Below are 21,287 nucleotides of genomic sequence, written 5' to 3'. Positions count from 1 at the left end.
CATAAACATTTGAGGTGGAAAGATGGTCAAAGTTGCCATATTTGCGATAGGCAGTGAGCTTCTTGAAGGGAGCATTGTCGACACTAATTCTGCGTGGCTGGGTAAAAAGCTGACGAAAGCCGGCTTTGACGTGACGGATATACGTCTCATTCCTGATCATAGAGAGAAGATCGTCAAACTGCTTAGAGAAGGTATGGAGACTTACGACATTATTCTTACCACCGGAGGGCTCGGACCGACATTTGACGACCTCACTGCTGAAACTCTTGGGGAAGCCGCGGGTGTTGGCACAGAGATGAACGAAGAGGCCCGTCGGCACATGGTTGAATGGTTGAAAAAACGCAATGTCAGCATAAAACCTTCTCACGAAAGACAGGCGCTTTTGCCTAAGGGGTGCATGCTTTTCCCAAACAATTCAGGAACCGCTATGGGCTTCGGGGTTGAAAAGAACTCATGCACTGTTGTCAGTATGCCTGGTGTGCCTTATGAAATGTATAAAATGTTCGATGACTTTGTTATGCCCTTTATGCTTCGGAAGTTTTCCCTGAACGAACGGTTCAGTCTTGATCTGCGTATAGGCGGGCTGCCGGAGAGCGATATTGATGATGTGATAAGAGAATTACATCTGCCGTCTTCGCTGGAGTGTATAATAAATGTTTCGAAAGGCGAGTGCTTTGTTAAGCTGAGAGGCTTTGACAAAAGCCTTATAGATGAATACGCTCTGAAACTTAAGGACAGCTTCCCCCGCAATTTTATCGGTTTTGGTGATGACGGTATGGCAGCGGTTCTTCTTCGGCTTCTGCGTGAAAGAGATATGACTATTTCCGTTGCAGAAAGCTGTACGGGCGGCATGATCGGGGCAGACTTTACCAGCGTTGCAGGTGCCAGCGATGTTTTTATGGGCGGAATAATATCATACAGTAATGATGTTAAAGAACGCATTCTGCGTGTCCCGAAGAATATCATGATAAACCACGGTGCAGTTAGCGAAGAGACAGCAAGGGCTATGGCTGTGGGAGCTGCTAATACTTTACAGACCAGGTGCGCTATCTCTGTTACAGGGGTCGCCGGTCCAGATGGCGGAACAGACGAAAAGCCTGTCGGCACTGTCTGCATGGGATACTGCATTGACCGGGATGTCGTTACGAAAAAACATTTTTTTGCTGGTGACAGAGACGCTATCCGCACCCGTGCAGTGAAAACGGCTCTCCGTGAGATGACAGAACTGCTGAAGAAATAGTTAAAGAAACTGCTTTATCTTAATTAAGCGTTTCCCTAAAAGCGTAATTATCCCAGGTAGGTTATGTTTTTTAATTATAGACCGATCCTCGAGTAATTTATTTATAAGATTGAATGCTTTGTTACTACTTAAACCACCATTTCTCATATTAACTATCACTTTATTCAAGTATTCAGGATCATTTTTAGTGTTTAGCATAAATCTGAGCATAATATCGTAATCTGCTGCAATCTTGTAATCTGTATCAAATGCCCCTAACCTATTATAAATTTCCCTTTTTGCAAAGAAAGCGGGATGAGGAGGACACCATCCAAAGCTGATTTTTCTTCTGTTGAATTGCTTACTTATCCACCGCCTTACAACTCGTGTTGTATCTTTTGCATCAACAATATGGATATCAGCATAGACAAGTTCAGTTCGTTTATTTTGGAAGACTTCTACAACGTCTTTTAAGCAATGGTCATATGCATAAACATCATCTGAGTTTAATATAGCGATTAAGTCACCGGATGCCATGCTGATACCTTTGTTTATTGCGTAGTAAAAACCCTTATCCTCTTCAATAATAAGCTTAGATATGTGTTTGTTATATGAACTTATTATGTCAAGAGTGCTGTCAGTAGACATTGCGTCAAGTAAGATGTATTCTATTTCAACATCTTTCTGAGCTATCACAGATTCTATTGTATCTCTGACAGTTTTTTCGCTGTTTTTCGTGGTGGTGATGATTGTAATTTTCATATTTCTAATGTTGTAATCTATTACAATATTTCCTGAAATGAAAGTGATAATCACTTTACGTAAGAATGATGTCAAAAGAAGGAGAAGTGTAATCTGTTATGAAACTTTGCTATGACAATATTATTTATTATCTTCAGAATTCCGGCGGTATATCAAAATATTGGTACGAACTGACTAATAGGTTAATTACTACAGAAGATATAAGTTTTATAGAATATGATAAATCATGTAATAATTTTTTCCGTAATGAGCTTAATATCCCTATAGGTAGTGTCAAATATGACAAGGTAAGAATACTGAAGTTTGCAAGGTATTTACCTGTATTTAACCCAATAGAGAAAGATTGTCTGTTCCACTCAAGTTACTATAGAGTACCTTTGGATAATAAAGTAAAAACAATAGTCACTATTCATGATTTTACTTATGAATATTTTTTTAGCGGATTGCGTAAACAGGTGCACAGCTGGCAGAAAAGAAAAGCCATAAAACGTGCAGACAGAATCATCTGTATTTCTAAAAGTACAAAACAGGATCTACTGATGTTTTATCCTGACATAGACCCAGACAGTATAGATGTTGTCTACAATGGAGTTAATAAAGAATTTTCTCCAATAAGTTTTGAGAAAGAAGAATTGAAAAAAGCATTTGGTCTTAATGCTGATGTAGAATATGCTGTTTTTGTAGGCTCCAGAAGTTTTTATAAAAATTATAATATTGCTGTGGAAGCATCGGCATTAGCCGGCTTAGGGTTAATTATTGTCGGAGGCGGGAGTTTTTCAAGTGCAGAAAAAGACTTAACAGAACGATACCTGAAGGGTAAATATTTGCACATCGACAAAGCTGTAAGTACTGATATTCTCAATAAAATATATAATCTGTCTTATTGTTTACTTTACCCTTCGTCGTATGAGGGGTTTGGTATCCCTGCAGCAGAGGCTATAAACGCAGAATGCATACCCATCGTCCTCAACAAATCCTCTCTGCCTGAAGTTGTAGACGATGCTGGTCTTTTATGTGATGCACCCACTGCACACTGTTTTGCCGAAAAAATTGGTTTGTTAGCAGATAATAATAATAAAGTTCAAATATTGAGCAAATGTCATCAACAACGGAATAGGTTTTCATGGGATAAATGCTGCTCAGAGACTATTAAGAGCTACTCAAGAGTTTATTTATAAATATTATATATTTAACAAAATGTACGACATTGAACTTTACTTCCAATGTATTAGTTTGGTAAAGTTAAAGTCTGAATTGTGAAGTGAAGAAGGGTTTTATATATGAATCTTAAATGTTTTAAGGCATATGACATACGCGGAAAAGTTCCTGAAGAGATAGATGAAAATTTAGCTTATAAGATAGGTAGAGCATTTTCCGAGATTATTTGCCCATCTTCTGTTGTCGTCGGAAAAGATATCCGATTAGAAAGCAATATGCTGGCAAGAGAGCTTATTAATGGACTCCTTGATTCTGGTGTAGATGTAATAGATATTGGTTTATGCGGGACAGAAGAAGTTTATTTTGCGACGTCATTTTATAACGCTGGTGGTGGCATAATGATAACTGCCAGCCATAACCCGAAAGGCTACAATGGTATGAAGCTTGTCCGTGAAAACTCAAAACCTATATCAGGCGACAGCGGGCTTCAAGATATTAAAAAACTAATCGAAAAAGATAGCTTTCTGCCGTGTAAGAGCAAGGGCAGGATTGAGTATAAATATTCAAAAGATGCTTATATTAAGTTTATACTTGGATTTATAAATAAAGAAGAATTAACCGGGCTAAAATTAGTTGTCAATGCAGGTAATGGATGTGCCGGTCCTGTTGTTGATCTTCTTGAAAACGAGCTCTCTGTTGAGTTCATTAAGATTCATAACAAGCCTGACGGAAATTTTCCAAACGGAATACCAAATCCGCTTTTACCAGATAAACGGCAAGCTACATCTCAAGCTGTTATTAAGAACCACGCAGATATGGGTATTGCATGGGATGGCGATTTTGACAGGTGCTTTCTGTTTGATGAGAACGGAGAGTTTATTGAAGGTTATTATATCGTTGCGATCATTGCTGAGGCATTATTAAAAGACAAACCCGAAAGTAAAATCATACACGACCCAAGGCTCACATGGAATACAATTAAAATAGTAAAGAGTGCTGGCGGTATCCCTGTCATGACGAAGACTGGACATGCCTTTATTAAGGAACGTATGCGGCAGGAAGACGCTGTCTACGGTGGCGAAATGAGTGCACATCATTACTTCCGAGACTTTTTCTATTGTGACAGTGGTATGATCCCATGGCTGCTTGTCGCAGCTCTTGTAAAAAATAAAAAAATAAAACTCTCTGAAATGACAAGAGAAATGATGTCAAATTTCCCTGTTAGCGGTGAGATAAATAGATCAGTTGAAGATCCCGAAAAAACTATTTCTATGATAATTGAAAAATACAGAAATGATTCCTTAGAGATAGACCACACTGACGGTGTAAGCATGTCTTTCGAAAATTGGCGATTCAATCTGCGTATGTCAAATACTGAACCAGTGATAAGACTCAATGTCGAAGCACGCAACGATATAGCTCTTATGGAAGCAAAGCGCGATGAACTACTTAGACTGATAAAGCATCTTAATTGAAAACATTTGGAGTAAATATGATAAATGTTATTTTGTGTGGAGGCAGTGGAACACGCCTTTGGCCAATATCAAGGAAAAGTTATCCAAAACAATTCTGCAAAATTATAAACGACAGGTCTTTCTTTCAGGAAACTATTCTTAGAAATATCGAATCAACAAGTCATCTAATTGTCACAAGTATTGACAATTATTTCATAGCTGCGGATCAGGCTGAGGCTGTTAACGATGAAAATCTTAATTTTAAATATATACTTGAACCCGTGGGCAGAAACACCGCCCCTGCGATAGCTATTGCCTGTTTTGCTGTAGACCCTGAAGCTGTTATCCTCGTTACCCCCTCAGACCATCTCATTAGCAATGTCGAAAACTATGATGACGTTATTAAAGAGGCTGAAAAGTCAGCAAACAATGGTGATCTGGTAACATTTGGTATTAAACCTGAATACGCCGAAACCGGATACGGATATTTAGAGTGTTCGGTTGTTGAAAATTCTACTGTAGTAGATGTGTTAAAGTTTCATGAAAAGCCATCTAAAGACGTAGCAGAAAAATACTTATTATCTGGAAACTATTACTGGAATAGTGGAATGTTTTGCTTTAAAGCTTCAACCTTTCTGAAGGAACTAAAAAAATATTCTCCTGATATATACGAAAAATCTAAAATAGCATATCTCAATGCAGCAAATAAAGATATGGATAAGCTTGATATTGACATAAGGGATATGCAGGCAATTCCTGCCGACAGTATAGATTATGCTGTGATGGAAAAAAGTAACATTGTTAAGGCTATTAAGGCTGATATTGGGTGGAATGACATAGGTAGTTTTGATGCTCTAAGTAAAGTGCTGAATGTAGAAGAAAGTGAGGATTGTTGCTCGTTAACTTCTATTGCTGTAGATTCTGACAATAACTTCATAATGGCTGATGATAAGCAGGTTGTAACTATTGATGTAAGCGACCTTATTATAATAGATACTCCAGATGCGCTTCTTATAAGCAAAAAAGGGAGTTCGCAGGATGTAAAAAAAGCAGTCGAAATTATGTCAGCTAAAACAGAAACCCTATGCCTCTTAGACACTCATAAAACTGTCAATAGACCTTGGGGGACTTATTGTGTTATCGAGAGTGGATATGGGTATAAGGTTAAGAAAATTGTAGTTTTGCCTGGCAGAAGACTCTCACTACAGTCACACAAACAGAGAAGCGAACACTGGGTTGTAGTTTCAGGCGAAGCAAAAGTGACAAGGGGAGAGGAAATATTAAATATCAAAAATAATGAATCGATATATATATCCGCAGGCACCAAGCATAGACTCGAATGCATCAGTAATGAGCCCCTAATAATAATAGAGGTTCAGGTTGGTGCATATCTTGGCGAAGATGACATTACGAGATATTCAGATGATTATAATAGAAAATAACAGGTGAAATTATGTCAAAAGTAGCACTTATTACAGGCGTAACTGGACAAGATGGCGCATATTTAGCAGAATTCCTTCTTGCTAAAGGATACATCGTACATGGTATTAAAAGAAGAAGCTCAATAATCAAAACAGATAGAATAGACCATCTTTATCAGGATCCACACGAAGAGAACGTTAAATTCAAACTCCACTATGGTGATCTTACGGATTCAACCAATCTTATTAGGATCATCCAGGAAACTCAGCCGGATGAAATATATAATCTTGCGGCAATGAGCCACGTTAAGGTTAGCTTTGATACTCCCGAATATACGGCAAATGCAGACGGACTCGGAACATTGCGCATACTTGAAGCGATCAGAATACTCGGTCTCAAAAAAAAGACTAAGATTTACCAAGCATCAACAAGTGAACTTTACGGTTTGGTTCAGGAAGTTCCACAATCTGAAAAGACACCATTTTACCCAAGAAGCCCATACGCTGTGGCAAAAATGTATGCCTACTGGATTACCGTTAACTATAGAGAAGCTTACGGAATGTTTGCATGCAACGGCATACTCTTTAATCACGAAGGTCCCACTAGAGGGGAAACATTTGTTACCAGAAAAATAACTAGAGCAGTTGCTAAAATTGTTCTTGGCATGCAAGATAAACTATATCTTGGCAATATGAACGCCAAACGTGATTGGGGACACGCAAAAGACTATATAGAAGCTATGTGGCTCATTCTTCAACAAGATGAGCCGGAAGACTTTGTTATCGCTACTGGTGTGACAACAACTGTAAGAGACTTTGTTAAATTCGCCTTTGCAGAAGCGGGCATAGAGTTAGAATTTAAAGGGGAAGGGGAAAACGAAAAAGGGTATGTTAAATCTTGCAGTAATAAAGAATTTAAACTTGAAACAGGCAAGGAAATTGTCGCAGTTGACCCTGCTTATTTTAGACCAACAGAAGTTGACCTGTTAATTGGTGATCCTACAAAATCAAAAACAAAACTTGGCTGGAAACCAAAATACGATTTAAAAAGTCTTGTCGAGGAAATGGTAGCAAGTGACATCGTGAATATGAAAAGAGAGAAATATCTCAAAGAGGGCGGATATCAAGTGTTTGACGGGATCGAACTCTGATGAATAAAGATAGTAAAATCTTTGTAGCTGGCGGCATTGGACTTGTTGGCAGTGCAATAATAAGAAATTTGATAAATAGAGGTTATCAGAATATTGTTGCAAGCTACAGGAACCGAAAACCTTCTAGTGATATGCTTGCTGGAGATAAGACAAGATTTGTTCGATTAGATATGATGGATAAGAATGCTGTGAATAGCTTTTTTAAACATGAAAAGCCCGAGTTTGTTTATCTGGCTGCTGCAAAAGTAGGAGGTATCGTCGCCAATAGTAAATATAGGGCTGACTTTATATATGAAAATCTTCAGATACAAAACAATACTATTTATGCTGCATATAAAAATGACCTAGGTCGAGTTTTTTAGACACCATAACTTTATCATTTAGCGTAACGCTTCGTCAATTCTAATCGAGCATATGCAGTAGGTGAAAGATTACCAAGACTGGCATGTCTTCTCACTCGATTGTAAAATATCTCAATGTATTCCTGAATCTCAGCCTCTGCTTCCTGACGGGTAGAATATCTCTGATGATAGATCAGCTCATTCTTCAGCGTACCAAAGAAGCTTTCCATCGGCGCATTATCGTAACAGTTGCCCTTACGACTCATTGAGACCTCGAAACCAAACTGTTCCAGCAAGGCTCTGTAGCTCTTTGAGCAGTATTGCGACCCCCTGTCGGAATGATGGATGATGCCAGCAGGAGGGCGTTTCAGCGATACCGCACGGAACAGAGCACGACCAACGAGGTCTTGGGTCATTCTGGAGCTCATAGCATAGCCCACAATCTCTTTATTCCATAAATCCTTTATCCCAGCCAGATACAGCCAGCCTTCGTCTGTGGCGCAATAGGTAATGTCAGATACCCATACCTGACAAGGACCGGATACTGAGAATTTCTGGTTCAACAAATTCGGTGCAACAGGGTGATTGTGCTTTGAATTCGTTGTCGCCTTGAATTTCTTCACCTGCTTACACCGAAGCCCCATCTCTTTGCGCAGACGCTTGATGCGATGAAGGCTTACTTCTATGCCATGCTCATCTCTCAGCTCGTCTTGAAGCTTCTCTACGCCATATGTGCCTCGCCCCTTCTTGTGAGCCATCCTGATAAATACTTTAAGCTTCTCATCGTCCTGAGAGCGTTTAGAGGCTTTACGGTTAATCCAAGAGTAATAGCTACTCCGGGATACTTTCAGGGTTTTACAGATTGCTGTTATAGGGAAACTGTTTTCCCTGTTTAAAGCCTCTACTTGTGCGTACCTTTCTGAGGCTCTTGTGCAAGGTACGCCATAGCCTTTTTTAAGATTTCTCTCTCCAGGCGAACCTGTGAAAGCTCTTTCTTAAGGCGGGAGACCTCCGCCTCCAGTTCTGTTACTGTTCGGCTGCCTGATTTATCTTTCAGGCTACCTTCCTTATGCTTCTTAATCCAGTTACGCAGCGTCTGCTCAGATAAACTGAGTTGACGGCTTACCTCTGCTACTGAAAGACCTCCGTTCAACACTAAAGAGACTGCTTCTTCTTTAAAGGCGTGGGTATAGAAACTTCTCGGTAATCTCTCCATGGACTTCCCTCCGGTTATATTATTTATACCAGATATGGTGTCCAATTTTCCCGACCTACCTCATATACTTTAAAAAGAAAGCTAGCACTATTTGTAAACTCTATTACCTCTTTTAGTAGTAAACCTTTAATATATATCTTTTATATTGGTTTGATCACTACATTATTTTCTACAATATTTATATTAAAATTAATTATAGATAAACTATTTTTCGGTTTAGCTTTTGAGGGTTGGACTTCTCTTGTAGTTTCTGTTTGGTTTTTTGGTGGATTAATTATACTTCTTTTAGGGATAATTGGCATCTATCTATCTAAAATATTTATAGAAGTGAAACAAAGACCTTACACGATAGTACGAAATATATATAATAAAGATGTAAAATGAAAATATGTTTTTTAGCCTCAGGTGGCGGTGGTAATTTTAAATTTTTTAAAATGGCAATAGAAGAAAAGCTGATTAAAAATATTGAATTATTTTTAATTGCAGATAGAGAATGTGGCTCTTCTGATTTTGCACAAAATAATGATATTTATTGTAAAAAAATTAACTATAGAAGAAGTGAGAATAAAGAACTTCTTCTGGAATTAGAAAAAATAAATCCGGATATTATTGTAACAAACTGGCACAAAATCATTGATGAAGAAGTTGTAAAAAAGTACTATGGAAAATTAATAAACTTACATTATTCCTTGCTTCCAGCATTTGATGGTCTTATTGGAATAGAGCCAATTAAGCAAGCATATGGGAAAAACTGCAAATATGCTGGAACTACATGCCATTATGTTGATGAAGGTGTTGATAGTGGGAAGATCATTTCACAAGCATTACTAAAAACAGATATCTCTATAGATGATGCGATACAAGAAATATTTCAAAAAGGTTGCTTGATACTTCTAAATACTCTTGTCAATTTAAGTAATGAAGATATTATTGAAAAATCTAAAAATAATAAGTTTGAATATTCTCCAAATTTATTGTTCAATGAGAATTTGTTTGATGACTTTTTTTGGAAGAGGTTATCTGAATTATGAAAAAAATTGCAATTCTGCAATCAAACTATATCCCATGGAAAGGCTATTTTGACTTGATAAATATGGTTGATGTTTTTGTTATATATGATGAGATGCAGTATACCCGTAGGGATTGGAGAAACAGAAACAAAATAAAGACAGCACAGGGCTCTCAGTGGTTGAGTATTCCAGTTGAGGTAAAAGGGAAGTACTCTCAAAAAATCAGAGAAACTAAAATAGGCGATAAATCTTGGGCTATGAAGCACTGGAGAAGCATAGTCCAGAACTATGCCAAGTCTGTATATTTCAAGGAATACAAAGATATCTTCGAAGATTTGTATAAAAATATGGAGAAAGAGAACTATCTAAGTGAAATAAACTATACCTTTATTAAAGTTATAAGTGAGATACTCGGTATAGACACAAAGATAATATGGTCAAATGACCTTAATATCATAGAAGGCAAAACTGAACGGCTAGTTGATATATGTGAAAAACTTGATGGTACAACTTATTTAAGTGGGCCATCTGCACAAAACTATATAGATGAATCGTTATTTTTAAAAGCGGGTATCACTGTTGAATGGATGGATTATAACGGTTACCCCGAATACAGCCAGCTTTATCCTCCTTTCGAGCATGGGGTCACTATTCTTGACTTAATTTTTAATACTGGAAAAGAAGCAAACAAATATATGAAGAGTTTTAATAATGATACCATTTAACAAACCATACATGACAGGGCAGGAGCTGGGATATATTGAACAAGTTATGAGGTCAGGTAAAATATCTGGTGACGGAGATTTCACACATCAATGTCAAGATTTTTTTAACGAGACCTTCGGATTTTCTAAAACGTTACTCACTACTTCCTGTACCGATGCTCTTGAGCTTGCAGCCTTACTTCTTAATATTGGGCCAGGGGATGAAGTAATTGCGCCAAGCTATACATTTGTTAGCACAGTCAATGCATTTGTGTTACGTGGAGCTAAAATTGTCTTTGCAGATAGCAGACCTGATATGCCAGGTATTGATGAAGAATCCATCGAATCTTTGATCACTCCAAAGACAAAAGCGGTGGTACCTGTTCATTATGCAGGAGTTGCATGTGACATGGATAAGATACTAGGTTTGGCAGATAGATATAAGCTATATGTTGTAGAAGATGCAGCACAAGCAGTGGACTCGTACTACAAAGGGAAAAGTCTTGGAGGGATAGGTCATCTAGGCACCTTTAGTTTTCATGAAACGAAAAATATAACCAGTGGTGAAGGTGGTTTGCTGGCGGTTAATGATATGAGGTTTGCTGATAGAGCAGAAATTATAAGAGAGAAAGGAACAAATAGGAGTGCTTTTTTCAGAGGTGAAGTTAATAAGTATGGCTGGGTAGATATTGGTTCGTCTTTTTTGCCATCAGATATTAATGCTGCTTTTCTGTATGCCCAACTAGAGCATCTCGAAGAGATACAAGCAAAAAGAATTGCAATATGGGAAAGGTATTATAATAACCTTAAAGAGTTAGCGCTGAATGGGTGTATTTCGCTCCCGTATATTCCAGAATATGCTAGCAACAATGCTCATATGTTTTATGTTCTTTGTGCTAATCTTAGAATGCGTTCATCGCTGATGTGTTTTCTTAAAGAAAGAGGGATTTCTTCAGTGTTTCACTACTTACCATTACATAAAAGTGAGTACTACATGCCTAAATATACTGGCAACGAATTACCAAACGCTGACCTGTACACAGATAGATTATTACGTCTTCCGCTTTATTTTGAACTTACATTTGCTGAGGTTGATCTGATTTGCGATAGTATTTACGATTGGAGTAAAACTTTATGAATGGATATCTGTATGTAGCTGCGACAGTATTTTGTACGGTGTATGGTCAATTGGTTTTGAAATGGAGAATAGGCATGTACGGTGCCTTGCCGGAGGGCTTTTCCTGTAAAATTATGTTTTTGCTTAGGTTGATATGTGATCCCTTTATATTTAGTGGGTTTGGTGCTGCATTTATAGCTGCATTGTTTTGGATGGCTGCAATGACGAAATTTGATATTTCTCAAGTTTATCCAATAATTGTAGGTGGCTTAGCTATGCTTACCAGTGTGTTTGCTATCGTTTTCTTAAGAGAACCTCTAACATTGATGAAGCTGTTTGGGCTAGTTTTGATCGTTGCCGGTGTGTATTGTATTGGGAGACCTTAGGTGATAATTAGACCTTATAAAGAACAAGATGGGATATTCGTGTTTGATGAGGGAGTTTGTGAAGAGCATTCTGATTATCATGCACATGATTTGGATAAGCTCTATGAGATTGAAAATAATCATTTTTGGTTTATAGCACGTAAAGAACTAATATTTAAATATCTGTCAAAATATATACCTAAAGATACAAAAATTATTGAAATAGGCGCTGGAACTGGAAATGTATCAAGGTACTTAATGTCAAAAGGCTACAAGAATATTTCAGTAGGTGAGCTGCACATGAATGGACTTCGGTATGCCTCGTCATATGGTATTGAAAATAGATACCAATTTGATGTGTTCAACCCTCCATTTCGATCAGAATTTGATTGTATCAATTTATTTGATGTAATAGAACATTTCGATGACGATTTTCAGGCATTAGCCTGTGTGCGTTTAATGCTGAAAGACAATGGATATGTCACGTTGACAGTACCTGCACACAGTTGGCTTTGGAATGCTTCAGATGCTGATGCAGGTCACAAGAGAAGATATTCTTTGAAATCGCTTAATAAATTGTTGAGAGAAAGTGGGTTTGATATTCATGTTATGAGGTACTTTTTCGTATCTATCACTCCACTTTTATTTCTAAGAACGCTTTTGTATCCTGACAGAGGAAGAGTAAAGCAGCATGACGATGCAGTTTTGGGAGACGTTGGAGGAATTATTAATTCCGTTCTTGTGTTTTTGACCCGTTTAGAACATAAAATCATACGTTTTATTCCAAACTTTTTTGGTGGGAGCATTATCGCGATAGCAACCAAGTGTAAAGTGCCCAACAAAGAGAACCTCGACAATTCGTAAACTTTGAAAATTCAAGAGGGATAAGCGTACGGAAGCAGACCGCTGTATGGTTGAATATAATACAGAAGGACCGTATGATTTTCTGGGTAAAATGCCTATAATATGTTGCATCAGATATACCATGCTTACGGCAAATATCCTTTACCAGCATGCCAGCATCCGATTCCTTAAGAATTGAAATGATCTGTGTTTCGGTGAATCGTGATTTCTTCAAAATGAGCCTCCTAGCTTTTTAGTTTGCCAGAAAACTCTAAGTTTGAAATGTCTACTTAATGAGGACGCTTATAGAAGGATTACTATTAATGATTATCAGATGTAGACTTAGAATATAAAAGCAATTATTATTTACACATGTTAAATATAGTTCTTTGTGGTGGGGCGGGCAAAAGGCTGTGGCCTTTGTCTGCCGGAGACACGCCAAAACAGTTTATAAAATTCGGAAAAGAGGAATCTCTATATATAAAGACGATTCGTCGCAACATGCCTTTGTGTGATAAAACCTCCGTACTTACCAATCAGAAGTATTCTGATCAGGTTGACAAGCAGCTTACAGCGGCAAAACTCTCTGCTGACATTATACTGGAGTCATCCTGTAAAGGTACTGCGTCATCAATTATCATTGCCTGCCTGATGTACCCTGAAACAATAATTCTGGCGACTCCGTCTGATCACGAAATCAATAACGATGAAGCATATCAGGACTCTGTTAAAAGGGCCCGAGACTTCGCAGAAAAAGGCTCTGTCGTGGTATTTGGCATCGAGTCTGAAAAACCTGAAGACCGGTTTGGCTATATTCAGGCAGATAGCGAAAACGTGATTGCATTCCATGAAAAGCCTGATTCTGAAACTGCTTTAAAATACATGAGCGACGGCTACCTTATCAACAGTGGTATATTGTGTTTCAACAGTGATGTTATGCTTTGTGAGCTGATAAAATATCTGCCTGATCAGGTTGCTATTGCACGCAAAGTTATAGAAAACATACGTTCCGGCAGAGCGACACACAGGCTTTGCGGGCGTTTTATGGGAGAAATGACTACTTACAGCATAGACAGTAGCGTACTGGAAAAGAGCGATAAACTTAAGTGCGTGAAAGGTATAAAGGGGTGGCGTGATGTCGGGACTTATGAGTCCATATACGAGCATCGAAGTCCTAAAGTGAATGCCAACCTGTCCCTTAATATCGGTGAGAGTTTCGGTTGCGCTGACTTCGTTGACAGTGAGGGATGTATGGTTCTGAACCGAGAGCAGGATGTTGTTGTATGTGGTTTGGATGACGTTGTTGTCGTGGAGTATGGCGGGAAGATACTCATTGCAAAGAAGGGAACAGACATCGAGAAGGCTCTTAAGAAGCTGGATGGCTGATGCGTGCTTTTAGGGGCGATTATCAGAGATTCTGCAAAGGAAGGGATTGAAGTTTGACAGCAAGTCTTTCCGTATGCATATAACTTTATGCCGTATACGGAATATCAAAGATAAATCCGGTCTGAATAATTTTATCAAATCATGTCAGGCGGCTTTTCAAACCACAGATTTTCATGTAGAATCAATTGTGCTGTATAAAAGTTCTCTCACTCAGCAGGAACCGGTATATACCCGGCTGCACAGAGAGGTTTGTAAGCATAAAGTATTATAAGATCAGATAATTGATTAGTATATACATGGAGGAATGATGGATCAGGATAAGCAGAAAGCCTTAGACGCAGCTATGGGCAAAATTGAGAAAGACTTTGGAAAAGGTGCTGTCATGCGCCTTGGCGATAAACCGGTGGAAAAGCTCCCTGTCATCCCTTCGGGTATACTGTCTCTTGACATTGCACTTGGTGTTGGCGGTTTTCCGCGCGGACGTATCATAGAGATTTACGGTGCGGAATCCTCCGGTAAGACAACCATCGCACTCCATGCCATTGCAGAAGCACAGAAACTTGGCGGGGCGGCGGCATTTGTTGATGCAGAACATGCTCTTGACCCTATCTATGCAAAAGCTATCGGTGTCGATACTGATAACCTCATTGTGTCGCAGCCGGACAGTGGCGAGGTGGCTCTTGAAATAACAGAAACACTTGTAAGAAGCGGTGCCATCGACATAATCGTTGTGGATTCCGTTGCGGCACTTACGCCACGTGCAGAGATCGAAGGTGAAATGGGCGACTCCCACATGGGGCTTCAGGCAAGGCTTATGTCTCAGGCACTCAGAAAGCTCACCAGTATTGTAAATAAATCAAAAACCACACTTGTCTTCATTAACCAGACAAGGTCTAAGATCGGTGTTGTCTATGGAAACCCGGAAACAACAACAGGCGGTAACGCCCTTAAGTTCTATGCTTCCATGAGACTGGAGATCAAAAAAACTCAGGCTCTGAAAGAGAAAGAAGAAGTTGTTGGTAATCACGGTCTTGCTAAAGTTGTTAAAAACAAAGTTGCACCGCCGTTCAAAACAGCAGAATTCGATATCCTTTATGGTGTCGGTGTTTCCCGTGAGGGACTGCTTATTGATATGGGTGTTGACGCAGGTTTTGTCAATAAGGCTGGAGCATGGTTCAGCTATAACGATGCGAAGCTCGGACAGGGGAAAGAGAACTCCAGAACTTATCTGAAGGAAAACCCTGAGATAGCTCAGGAGATAGAGGATAAAATACGAACTAAGCTTGGTATGATTGAGCCGATAATCCTCCCCCCTGAAGATGAAAAGAAAAAATAAATGATTACGGCGGCGGACAGGTTAAGTGCTTTTCGCGCAATTATCTGCCCGCTTCCGGAAATATAAACACCTTTCGCTCTGGCAGTGTATGTATTATAAACGAAAGATAAGAAGCAAAACCGGTCTTGAGTACGCCTCTCGTGTACTTGCCAAAAAGGACTATTCCGAAAAGGATCTGAGGAAAAAAATCACAGAACATTTCGGAGAGGAAGAAGCGGATACAACAGTTGCGAAGCTGAAAGAATACGGATATCTGGATGACGACAGGTACAGGGAAGTTTATATTGCCTCCCGCGTGCGCAGTGGATACGGTTCTTATAGAATATCCGGTGACCTTTATGATAAAGGACTTAATGATGATCTCTCCGATATTGACGAAATCTGTGAAAAAAGTCATATTAACCGACACGTAATTCTGAAAGAATTCGTGGCAAGGTTTCTTGAAAGAAAGAATATTGAAGACCCTTACGAACTTAGACAGAAGTGCACGGCGCACTTTTACCGCAAAGGGCACAGCATAGACGAAGTAAAGAGAATAATTGACGAGGAGCTTGACAGATGAAAGTAATATTTCTGGATAATGTAAAAGGTGTAGCTAAAAGAGACGAAATAAAAGATGTGAAAGACGGATACGCTAAGAACTTTCTTTTTAAAAAGAAGCTTGCTCTGGAAGCGACATCCGCAAATATTCAGGCTCTGGAAGAGAAAAAACAGAAAAACAAAGAGCGTGAAGACAAAAAGATAGCTGAGGCAAGAGAACTTGCTGAAAAGCTGAATAAAGTCGGCGTGACTATCGTTGGCAAGGGCGGCGATACAGGCAAGCTTTACGGAGCCATCACATCATCTGAGATAGCAAAGGCTCTCGCAGATGCAGGGCTGGAGATAGACAAGAAAGATATCGCCCTTAAAGACCCGATAAAAGAACCCGGTGAATTCAGTGTGAAAGTGAAAATCTTCATGGATATTAACGCCCATGTGAAGGTTATAGTGAAAGCAGACTGATATGACTGATAGCATTAGAAGAGTTCCGCCCCATAACAAAGAGGCGGAGCAGGCTGTTATTGCTGCGATACTCATTGACGAACAAGCTCTGGACAAGGTCATTGATAAAGTTAAGTCTGAGGATTTTTATATCCCCGGTCATCAGTATATTTATTCCAGAATACTGAGACTTCAGGAGCAGGGTAAGCCTGTTGACGTGGTGACGCTCCTCGGCTCGATGACAGATGAGGAACTTTCCAAAGCCGGCGGTGTGGACTACGTGTCTTCACTGGTGGATATACTCCCCTCCTCTGCAAATGTTGCGCATTATGCGGATACTGTCCGTGATAAATCCGTGCTTCGGCAGCTTATAGGTATGTCCGCTGAAATATCCGACACTTGCTATGATGTTGAAGGGGATGTGGAAGATGTGGTGGAGTCGGCCGAAAAGCGCATATTCAGCCTTGCTGAGAAGAAGCTGAATTCCAATGCGCGCTCCATAGGCTCTCTTATACCGCAGACAATCGACAGTCTTGACCGGCTTTATCAGAATAAAAATATACTTTCCGGCGTTACTACCGGTTTTAAAGACTTTAACGACCTTACAAGCGGTTTACAGCCGTCTGACCTCATTATCATTGCAGGTCGTCCCGGTATGGGTAAGACAGCTTTTGCTCTGAACGTTGCACTTAATGCAGCATACAGCGATGATAATAAATCCGTTGCTTTTTTTACTCTTGAGATGTCATCTCAACAGCTCGTGCAGAGGCTTTTGTCTGCCACAGCGCAGATAGAATCCGCAAAGCTTAGGAGTGGTCACTTTACAATGGAGGACTGGCAGAAGCTAAGTTCGGTTGGTGGTGAGCTCTCCGGTATAAACTTTTTCCTTGATGATACGCCAGCTATCAACCCGCTCGAGCTTCGTGCAAAATGCAGACGTATAAAGCGTGAGCACGGACTTGACCTCGTATTTGTGGATTACCTTCAACTTATGAGCTCCACCAAAGGTGATAACAGGGAACAGCAGATTTCTGATATTTCGAGGTCGCTTAAGGCACTGGCAAAAGAGCTGAACATTCCAGTAGTAGCTCTTTCGCAGCTTAACCGTGGTGTGGAGCAGAGGCAGGACAAACGTCCTCTTATCTCCGACCTTCGTGAGTCAGGAGCCATTGAGCAGGATGCGGATATGATCATCTTTTTGTACCGTGATGAAGTATATTCGAAAGATAAGTGTCTGAAACCCGGTGTGGCGGAAGTTATAATATCCAAACACAGACACGGTGCCACAGCAGACATCGAGCTTGCTTTCATAAAGGAGTTTATGCAGTTTCGTGATATTGCGAAAGGTAACTATTAGTCATATTTGAAAAAATAAAATGGTTTGGCAAATGACAGTGTTGTAAAATTTATGTAAGTTAGTTGTATGTTGCAGCAGCTGAATTTTTCCTTGATATTTCCATATTCAAGCTGATATTGTCATTTGAGTGGAATTATTTTTAATAAGAAATTATTGTTTGTCAGATATATATGTACACTGTATAAAAAAAACAACAGGCTTTTGAACCAAACCTGTTACATTTTGTCTACAACAAGATTGCAAACGTTCTGTTTGATAGGCTTCAGAGATTGGCATATATATTGCTTTAATCTCTTGTTGATGGGGGCATGATGAAGCAGAGAACGCTGAAAAATACAATTGAGATGGAAAGTATAGGGTTGCATACCGGTGAAAAGATGCAGGTTACTATACATCCTGCATATCCTGATACAGGTATCTGCTTCAGAAGATCTGACACTGAGAGCGAGTATACAAGGGTTTCTCCATATACCGTAACCTCAACGCAGCTGGCAACTACTATCCAGTGCGGGAATCAGACTATCAGCACCATAGAACACCTTATGGCAGCTCTTTACGGTCTTGGTGTCGACAATGCAAAGATAGATGTCAGAGGTCCTGAAGTTCCTGTTTTCGACGGTTCAGCTACTGCATTTGTTAATGCGATACTTGATGCCGGAATCGTTGAACAGGCAAAAGCAAGAAAATTCATCAAATTTAAAAAACGTATCAGACTTGAAAAGGACGGTAAATGGATAGAGATTATCCCTTCACGTTTTTTTAAAGTAACCTTTGATATAGAATTTGAAAATGAGTCCATTGGTCAGCAGAAAGGGTACTTTAACGTTACCCCTGAAAGCTTTTCAAAAGAGCTGGCTCCTGCCCGCACGTTCGGTTTTAAAAACGAAGTGGAGCAATTGTGGCAGATGGGGCTTGCTAAAGGCGGCGGTCTTGATACTGCGGTGGTGATCGACGGCAAAGATGTCCTGAATCCCGAGGGCTTGCGTTTTAATGATGAGTTTGTACGTCATAAAATGCTTGATCTTGTTGGTGACATCTCATTGCTCGGATATCCTATATTTGGTCACATCAGAGCTTATAAATCAGGTCATAACCTGAACAATCTTTTTGCGAGAACTCTTATTGAGTCTGCGAATTTCTATTCAATCATTGAGCTGCCGGATATCGACCCGGCACTTATAAATAATCTAGAACTCAAACCACAGGGGATGTCCTGATAGCCGGAAGTGATAAAGCAGCGCTTCCGGTAATCAGGTTTTTCCCGTTATTCTACTCATAATTTATCTATTTTGCTGATTTACCTATATCTTCCAGAAGCATAGCTATTTCGCTATAGCTGTGACTGCGTTTATCAAAGCCTTTATGCTCATATCTTGATGACATCGCAAAAAGTGTTTCTGAATAAGTCTTTGATATCTGGTCAATTGAAATGCCAGCTATGTGTATATCCCCAGCACCTCTTATGTTGAGTTTTGAAACTCTTGTGAGGATAGGCGCCACTGTAACGTAGAATTCTTCCACCATGTCAGGAAAGATTGTCAGAAACTCATTAAGATAAGTATTTGAAAGGGCTAAGTCCCCGGCCAGAAGAGCATCCAGAACCAAGTTTGAATAAAGTTTAGCACCCTCTCCTTTATAGTACGCTTTCATTATAGTGAATGGTCTTTTATCTTCATAGGCGAGGAGGAGTTGATGTGCTTTTTCATACTCTCCGTTCCTTGTGTAATCTTTAAGAAGGCTTTTGATCTGTGCCGGTGTAAGTGCCACAGGAGTCCCGCCAGAATCAGAGTTGACAATGGACATCGAGCTGCTGATAGTGAAGATGATAAGGAATACACTAAGCACAACCGTGTATGATATGTTGAGTGCTGATTTTGCATTGAAGTAAAACTTGTTTGCGTAATAAAGAATGAATGCAAACGCTGATATCGCTAAAAAATCAGCAGCAGGAGCTTTGGTAAAAAGGTAGATCAGTATCAGGCAGAAGAACATAATCAGTTCCATAGGGTTGGAAACAAAAAGGTCAATCTGTTTCTGAATGAGTATTTTAAATATTATGCAGACAAATAAAACTGTGAGGCAAGTAAAGTCGAATGCTGTGAAGCTGGACTTGTAAGAGATGAATACCATATAAAAGAAAAACCAGAAAAAACCGAACGATACGAACTGATTTTTAATATGTGAAACCCTTTTATAAGTGAGTACAGCAAACATGGAGATACAGAACGCTATTGCCGCAGCGAGCTGAGTGTAGTTTATGAGTATTTCGTGCCATATAAATTTTGTGATCATAGCTGACGACGCAAGCATAATTACTATATCCAGAAGCTGAGTCCGAATATCGTACTCCATGTTATGTTTGCTTATGATGACAGCAGTTCTCCGCATTTTTTCATTAAGAGACCGGATCTTTTTACCTGCATCAAACAGATGAAACAGCTTCAGAACCAGAAAGAAGATGTATAAAAGCATCAGAATGATTATTGCTCCCCATATGAACTGCTTCTGAAATGAAAATATGGATATAGCAATCAGCAGAATTGAGAGGCTGTAAAATATCATCAGCGTCTGAACAGATGAAAACTCCAGACTGAGCAGCCTGTGGTGAAGATGTTCTTTGTCTGCTTTCATAGGGTTTTTGCCTTTCATTGCACGGCGAACTATGGCAAGCATGGTGTCAAAAAGCGGCAGAGAGATAAACATAATCGGAATGAGAACTGACAAAACCGTACCACTCTTATGGGATGTTCCTATAGACATCACCGCAATGTTGAAGCCGAGAAACAGACTGCCGGTATCCCCCATAAACACTTTTGCCGGCGGTATATTGTAACGCAGGAAGCCCAGAGTTGCACCCATTAGTCCCATGCACACATAGGCGTTGAAATCATAGCCTTTTGAGTATGCCGCGTAGCTCATAGCTCCAAAAGCCATGAAAGCTATGCCGCCTGCGAGACCGTCCATTCCGTCAACCAGATTCAGAGCGTTGGTCACACCGACTACCCATAGGAGTGTGAAGGCGATATTAACCATTGGATAACTGAGAAATGCATAGTCGAAAGATGATATCGTGAATCTGAAATCAGTAAAGAGAATTATGACGACAGCAGCAGCAACCTGTCCGATAAGTTTTTTAGGAGCGTTCAGGCTAAATACATCGTCAAACATGCCTGTGATTATGATTATGACGTTAGCAGCTATAAGTGCATAAGTTTTAGCAGAGAATGAGTCTATGGTCAGGATAACTATGATATATGCGGCAAAAATACCCAGCCCGCCCAGAAGAGGGATATTGTCTATATGTATCTTTCTTTCGCAGGGCACATCAACAATCTGAGCCTTTGCTGCCAGTGCCGTTATAAATGGGACAGTTATCAGGCTGACAGCAAATCCCGTCAGCATATATATAAGTAACATGTAAGCTGCTCCGTGATAATGACAACCGGCATCCTACCGGTATAAAAAA

At 39.6% G+C, this 21,287-nt stretch carries 20 protein-coding genes and 2 pseudogenes; 18 read left to right on the top strand and 4 right to left on the bottom strand.

The genetic code is table 11. The features are described 5' to 3' along the window. Positions 1–22 precede the first annotated feature (22 nt). The gene (locus DACET_RS14085) at positions 23–1,240 is read left to right on the top strand and encodes a CinA family nicotinamide mononucleotide deamidase-related protein (protein ID WP_013012035.1); all 1,218 of its coding nucleotides are present in this window, start codon (positions 23–25) and stop codon (positions 1,238–1,240) included. Here the strand turns inward: DACET_RS14085 and DACET_RS14080 are convergent, their stop codons facing one another. After that, positions 1,241–1,981 carry a glycosyltransferase family 2 protein gene (locus DACET_RS14080; RefSeq protein WP_013012034.1) on the bottom strand — a complete coding sequence of 247 codons (741 nt, stop codon included), beginning with the start codon at positions 1,979–1,981 and terminating at the stop codon, positions 1,241–1,243. A gap of 98 nt (positions 1,982–2,079) precedes the next feature. Between DACET_RS14080 and DACET_RS14075 the strand changes: the two genes are divergently transcribed. From DACET_RS14075 to DACET_RS14055, 5 genes and pseudogenes are all read left to right on the top strand, one after another. Beyond that, positions 2,080–3,159, top strand: coding sequence for a glycosyltransferase family 4 protein (locus tag DACET_RS14075; protein ID WP_013012033.1), 1,080 nt, complete (start codon positions 2,080–2,082; stop codon positions 3,157–3,159). Between the two features lie 102 nt (positions 3,160–3,261). Beyond that, a complete protein-coding gene (locus tag DACET_RS14070; protein ID WP_013012032.1) occupies positions 3,262–4,614 on the top strand; it encodes a phosphohexomutase domain-containing protein in 1,353 nt (450 codons plus the stop codon). A gap of 17 nt (positions 4,615–4,631) precedes the next feature. Continuing rightward, a complete protein-coding gene (locus DACET_RS14065) occupies positions 4,632–6,035 on the top strand; it encodes a mannose-1-phosphate guanylyltransferase/mannose-6-phosphate isomerase (RefSeq protein WP_013012031.1) in 1,404 nt (467 codons plus the stop codon). Between the two features lie 11 nt (positions 6,036–6,046). Then, entirely contained in the window at positions 6,047–7,165 is a 1,119-nt protein-coding gene (gmd, locus tag DACET_RS14060) for a GDP-mannose 4,6-dehydratase (protein WP_013012030.1), read from the top strand. Then, positions 7,165–7,503, top strand: a pseudogene (locus DACET_RS14055) (NAD-dependent epimerase/dehydratase family protein); the annotation flags it as partial. The gene gmd and the pseudogene DACET_RS14055, both read left to right, overlap by 1 nt. A 38-nt stretch (positions 7,504–7,541) precedes the next feature. Here the strand turns inward: DACET_RS14055 and DACET_RS16070 are convergent. Continuing rightward, a protein-coding gene (locus DACET_RS16070) for an IS3 family transposase (RefSeq protein ID WP_430640263.1) occupies positions 7,542–8,722 on the bottom strand; the annotation gives its coding sequence in 2 pieces (ribosomal slippage) (positions 7,542–8,452 and positions 8,452–8,722; 1,182 coding nt in all). A 380-nt stretch (positions 8,723–9,102) separates the two neighbouring features. Here DACET_RS16070 and DACET_RS14040 point away from each other — a divergent pair. The 5 genes from DACET_RS14040 to DACET_RS14020 are packed head-to-tail and all read left to right on the top strand — an operon-like array spanning position 9,103 to position 12,782. Then, positions 9,103–9,753, top strand: a complete 651-nt coding sequence (locus DACET_RS14040; RefSeq protein ID WP_013012028.1) for a formyltransferase family protein — start codon at positions 9,103–9,105, stop codon at positions 9,751–9,753. After that, complete coding sequence (locus DACET_RS14035) at positions 9,750–10,457, top strand: WbqC family protein (protein ID WP_013012027.1); 708 nt, start codon at positions 9,750–9,752, stop codon at positions 10,455–10,457. The genes DACET_RS14040 and DACET_RS14035 overlap by 4 nt, the downstream gene beginning before the upstream one ends. Further along, positions 10,444–11,574 (top strand): dTDP-4-amino-4,6-dideoxygalactose transaminase, encoded by a 1,131-nt coding sequence (gene rffA / locus DACET_RS14030; protein WP_013012026.1) that lies wholly within the window; start codon positions 10,444–10,446, stop codon positions 11,572–11,574. The genes DACET_RS14035 and rffA overlap by 14 nt, the downstream gene beginning before the upstream one ends. Further along, the gene (locus tag DACET_RS14025; protein WP_013012025.1) at positions 11,571–11,939 is read left to right on the top strand and encodes a DMT family transporter; all 369 of its coding nucleotides are present in this window, start codon (positions 11,571–11,573) and stop codon (positions 11,937–11,939) included. Before rffA ends, DACET_RS14025 begins: the two co-directional genes overlap by 4 nt. Continuing rightward, positions 11,940–12,782 (top strand): class I SAM-dependent methyltransferase, encoded by an 843-nt coding sequence (locus DACET_RS14020; protein WP_013012024.1) that lies wholly within the window; start codon positions 11,940–11,942, stop codon positions 12,780–12,782. A 97-nt stretch (positions 12,783–12,879) separates the two neighbouring features. Here the strand turns inward: DACET_RS14020 and DACET_RS16065 are convergent. After that, positions 12,880–12,996: pseudogene (locus DACET_RS16065) on the bottom strand (transposase); the annotation flags it as partial. Positions 12,997–13,133: 137 nt separating this feature from the next. Here DACET_RS16065 and DACET_RS14015 point away from each other — a divergent pair. From DACET_RS14015 to lpxC, 7 genes are all read left to right on the top strand, one after another. Then, positions 13,134–14,147, top strand: a complete 1,014-nt coding sequence (locus tag DACET_RS14015) for a mannose-1-phosphate guanylyltransferase (protein WP_013012023.1) — start codon at positions 13,134–13,136, stop codon at positions 14,145–14,147. A gap of 28 nt (positions 14,148–14,175) precedes the next feature. Then, positions 14,176–14,418: a 2'-5' RNA ligase family protein gene (locus DACET_RS16785; protein WP_083772430.1), complete on the top strand. Its 243-nt coding sequence runs from the start codon at positions 14,176–14,178 to the stop codon at positions 14,416–14,418. A gap of 36 nt (positions 14,419–14,454) precedes the next feature. Further along, on the top strand, positions 14,455–15,483 hold the full coding sequence (gene recA / locus DACET_RS14005; RefSeq protein ID WP_013012022.1) for a recombinase RecA: 1,029 nt from the start codon (positions 14,455–14,457) through the stop codon (positions 15,481–15,483). An 88-nt stretch (positions 15,484–15,571) separates the two neighbouring features. Continuing rightward, positions 15,572–16,045, top strand: a complete 474-nt coding sequence (locus tag DACET_RS15800; RefSeq protein ID WP_013012021.1) for a regulatory protein RecX — start codon at positions 15,572–15,574, stop codon at positions 16,043–16,045. Then, positions 16,042–16,485 (top strand): 50S ribosomal protein L9, encoded by a 444-nt coding sequence (rplI, locus tag DACET_RS13995; protein WP_013012020.1) that lies wholly within the window; start codon positions 16,042–16,044, stop codon positions 16,483–16,485. Before DACET_RS15800 ends, rplI begins: the two co-directional genes overlap by 4 nt. Position 16,486: 1 nt before the next feature. Continuing rightward, positions 16,487–17,821 carry a replicative DNA helicase gene (dnaB, locus tag DACET_RS13990; RefSeq protein WP_013012019.1) on the top strand — a complete coding sequence of 445 codons (1,335 nt, stop codon included), beginning with the start codon at positions 16,487–16,489 and terminating at the stop codon, positions 17,819–17,821. Between the two features lie 308 nt (positions 17,822–18,129). Next, the gene (lpxC, locus tag DACET_RS13985) at positions 18,130–19,038 is read left to right on the top strand and encodes a UDP-3-O-acyl-N-acetylglucosamine deacetylase (protein WP_041230002.1); all 909 of its coding nucleotides are present in this window, start codon (positions 18,130–18,132) and stop codon (positions 19,036–19,038) included. 67 nt (positions 19,039–19,105) lie between these two features. On the opposite strand, the gene DACET_RS15795 is transcribed toward lpxC, so the two are convergent. Beyond that, the gene (locus DACET_RS15795; RefSeq protein ID WP_013012017.1) at positions 19,106–21,238 is read right to left on the bottom strand and encodes a glycosyltransferase family 4 protein; all 2,133 of its coding nucleotides are present in this window, start codon (positions 21,236–21,238) and stop codon (positions 19,106–19,108) included. Positions 21,239–21,287 lie beyond the last annotated feature (49 nt).

Source organism: Denitrovibrio acetiphilus DSM 12809, assembly GCF_000025725.1.
GTDB lineage: Bacteria > Chrysiogenota > Deferribacteres > Deferribacterales > Geovibrionaceae > Denitrovibrio > Denitrovibrio acetiphilus.
The sequence above is the reverse complement of the archived record's forward strand: the minus strand, read 5'-3'. Positions and strand labels throughout refer to the sequence as shown.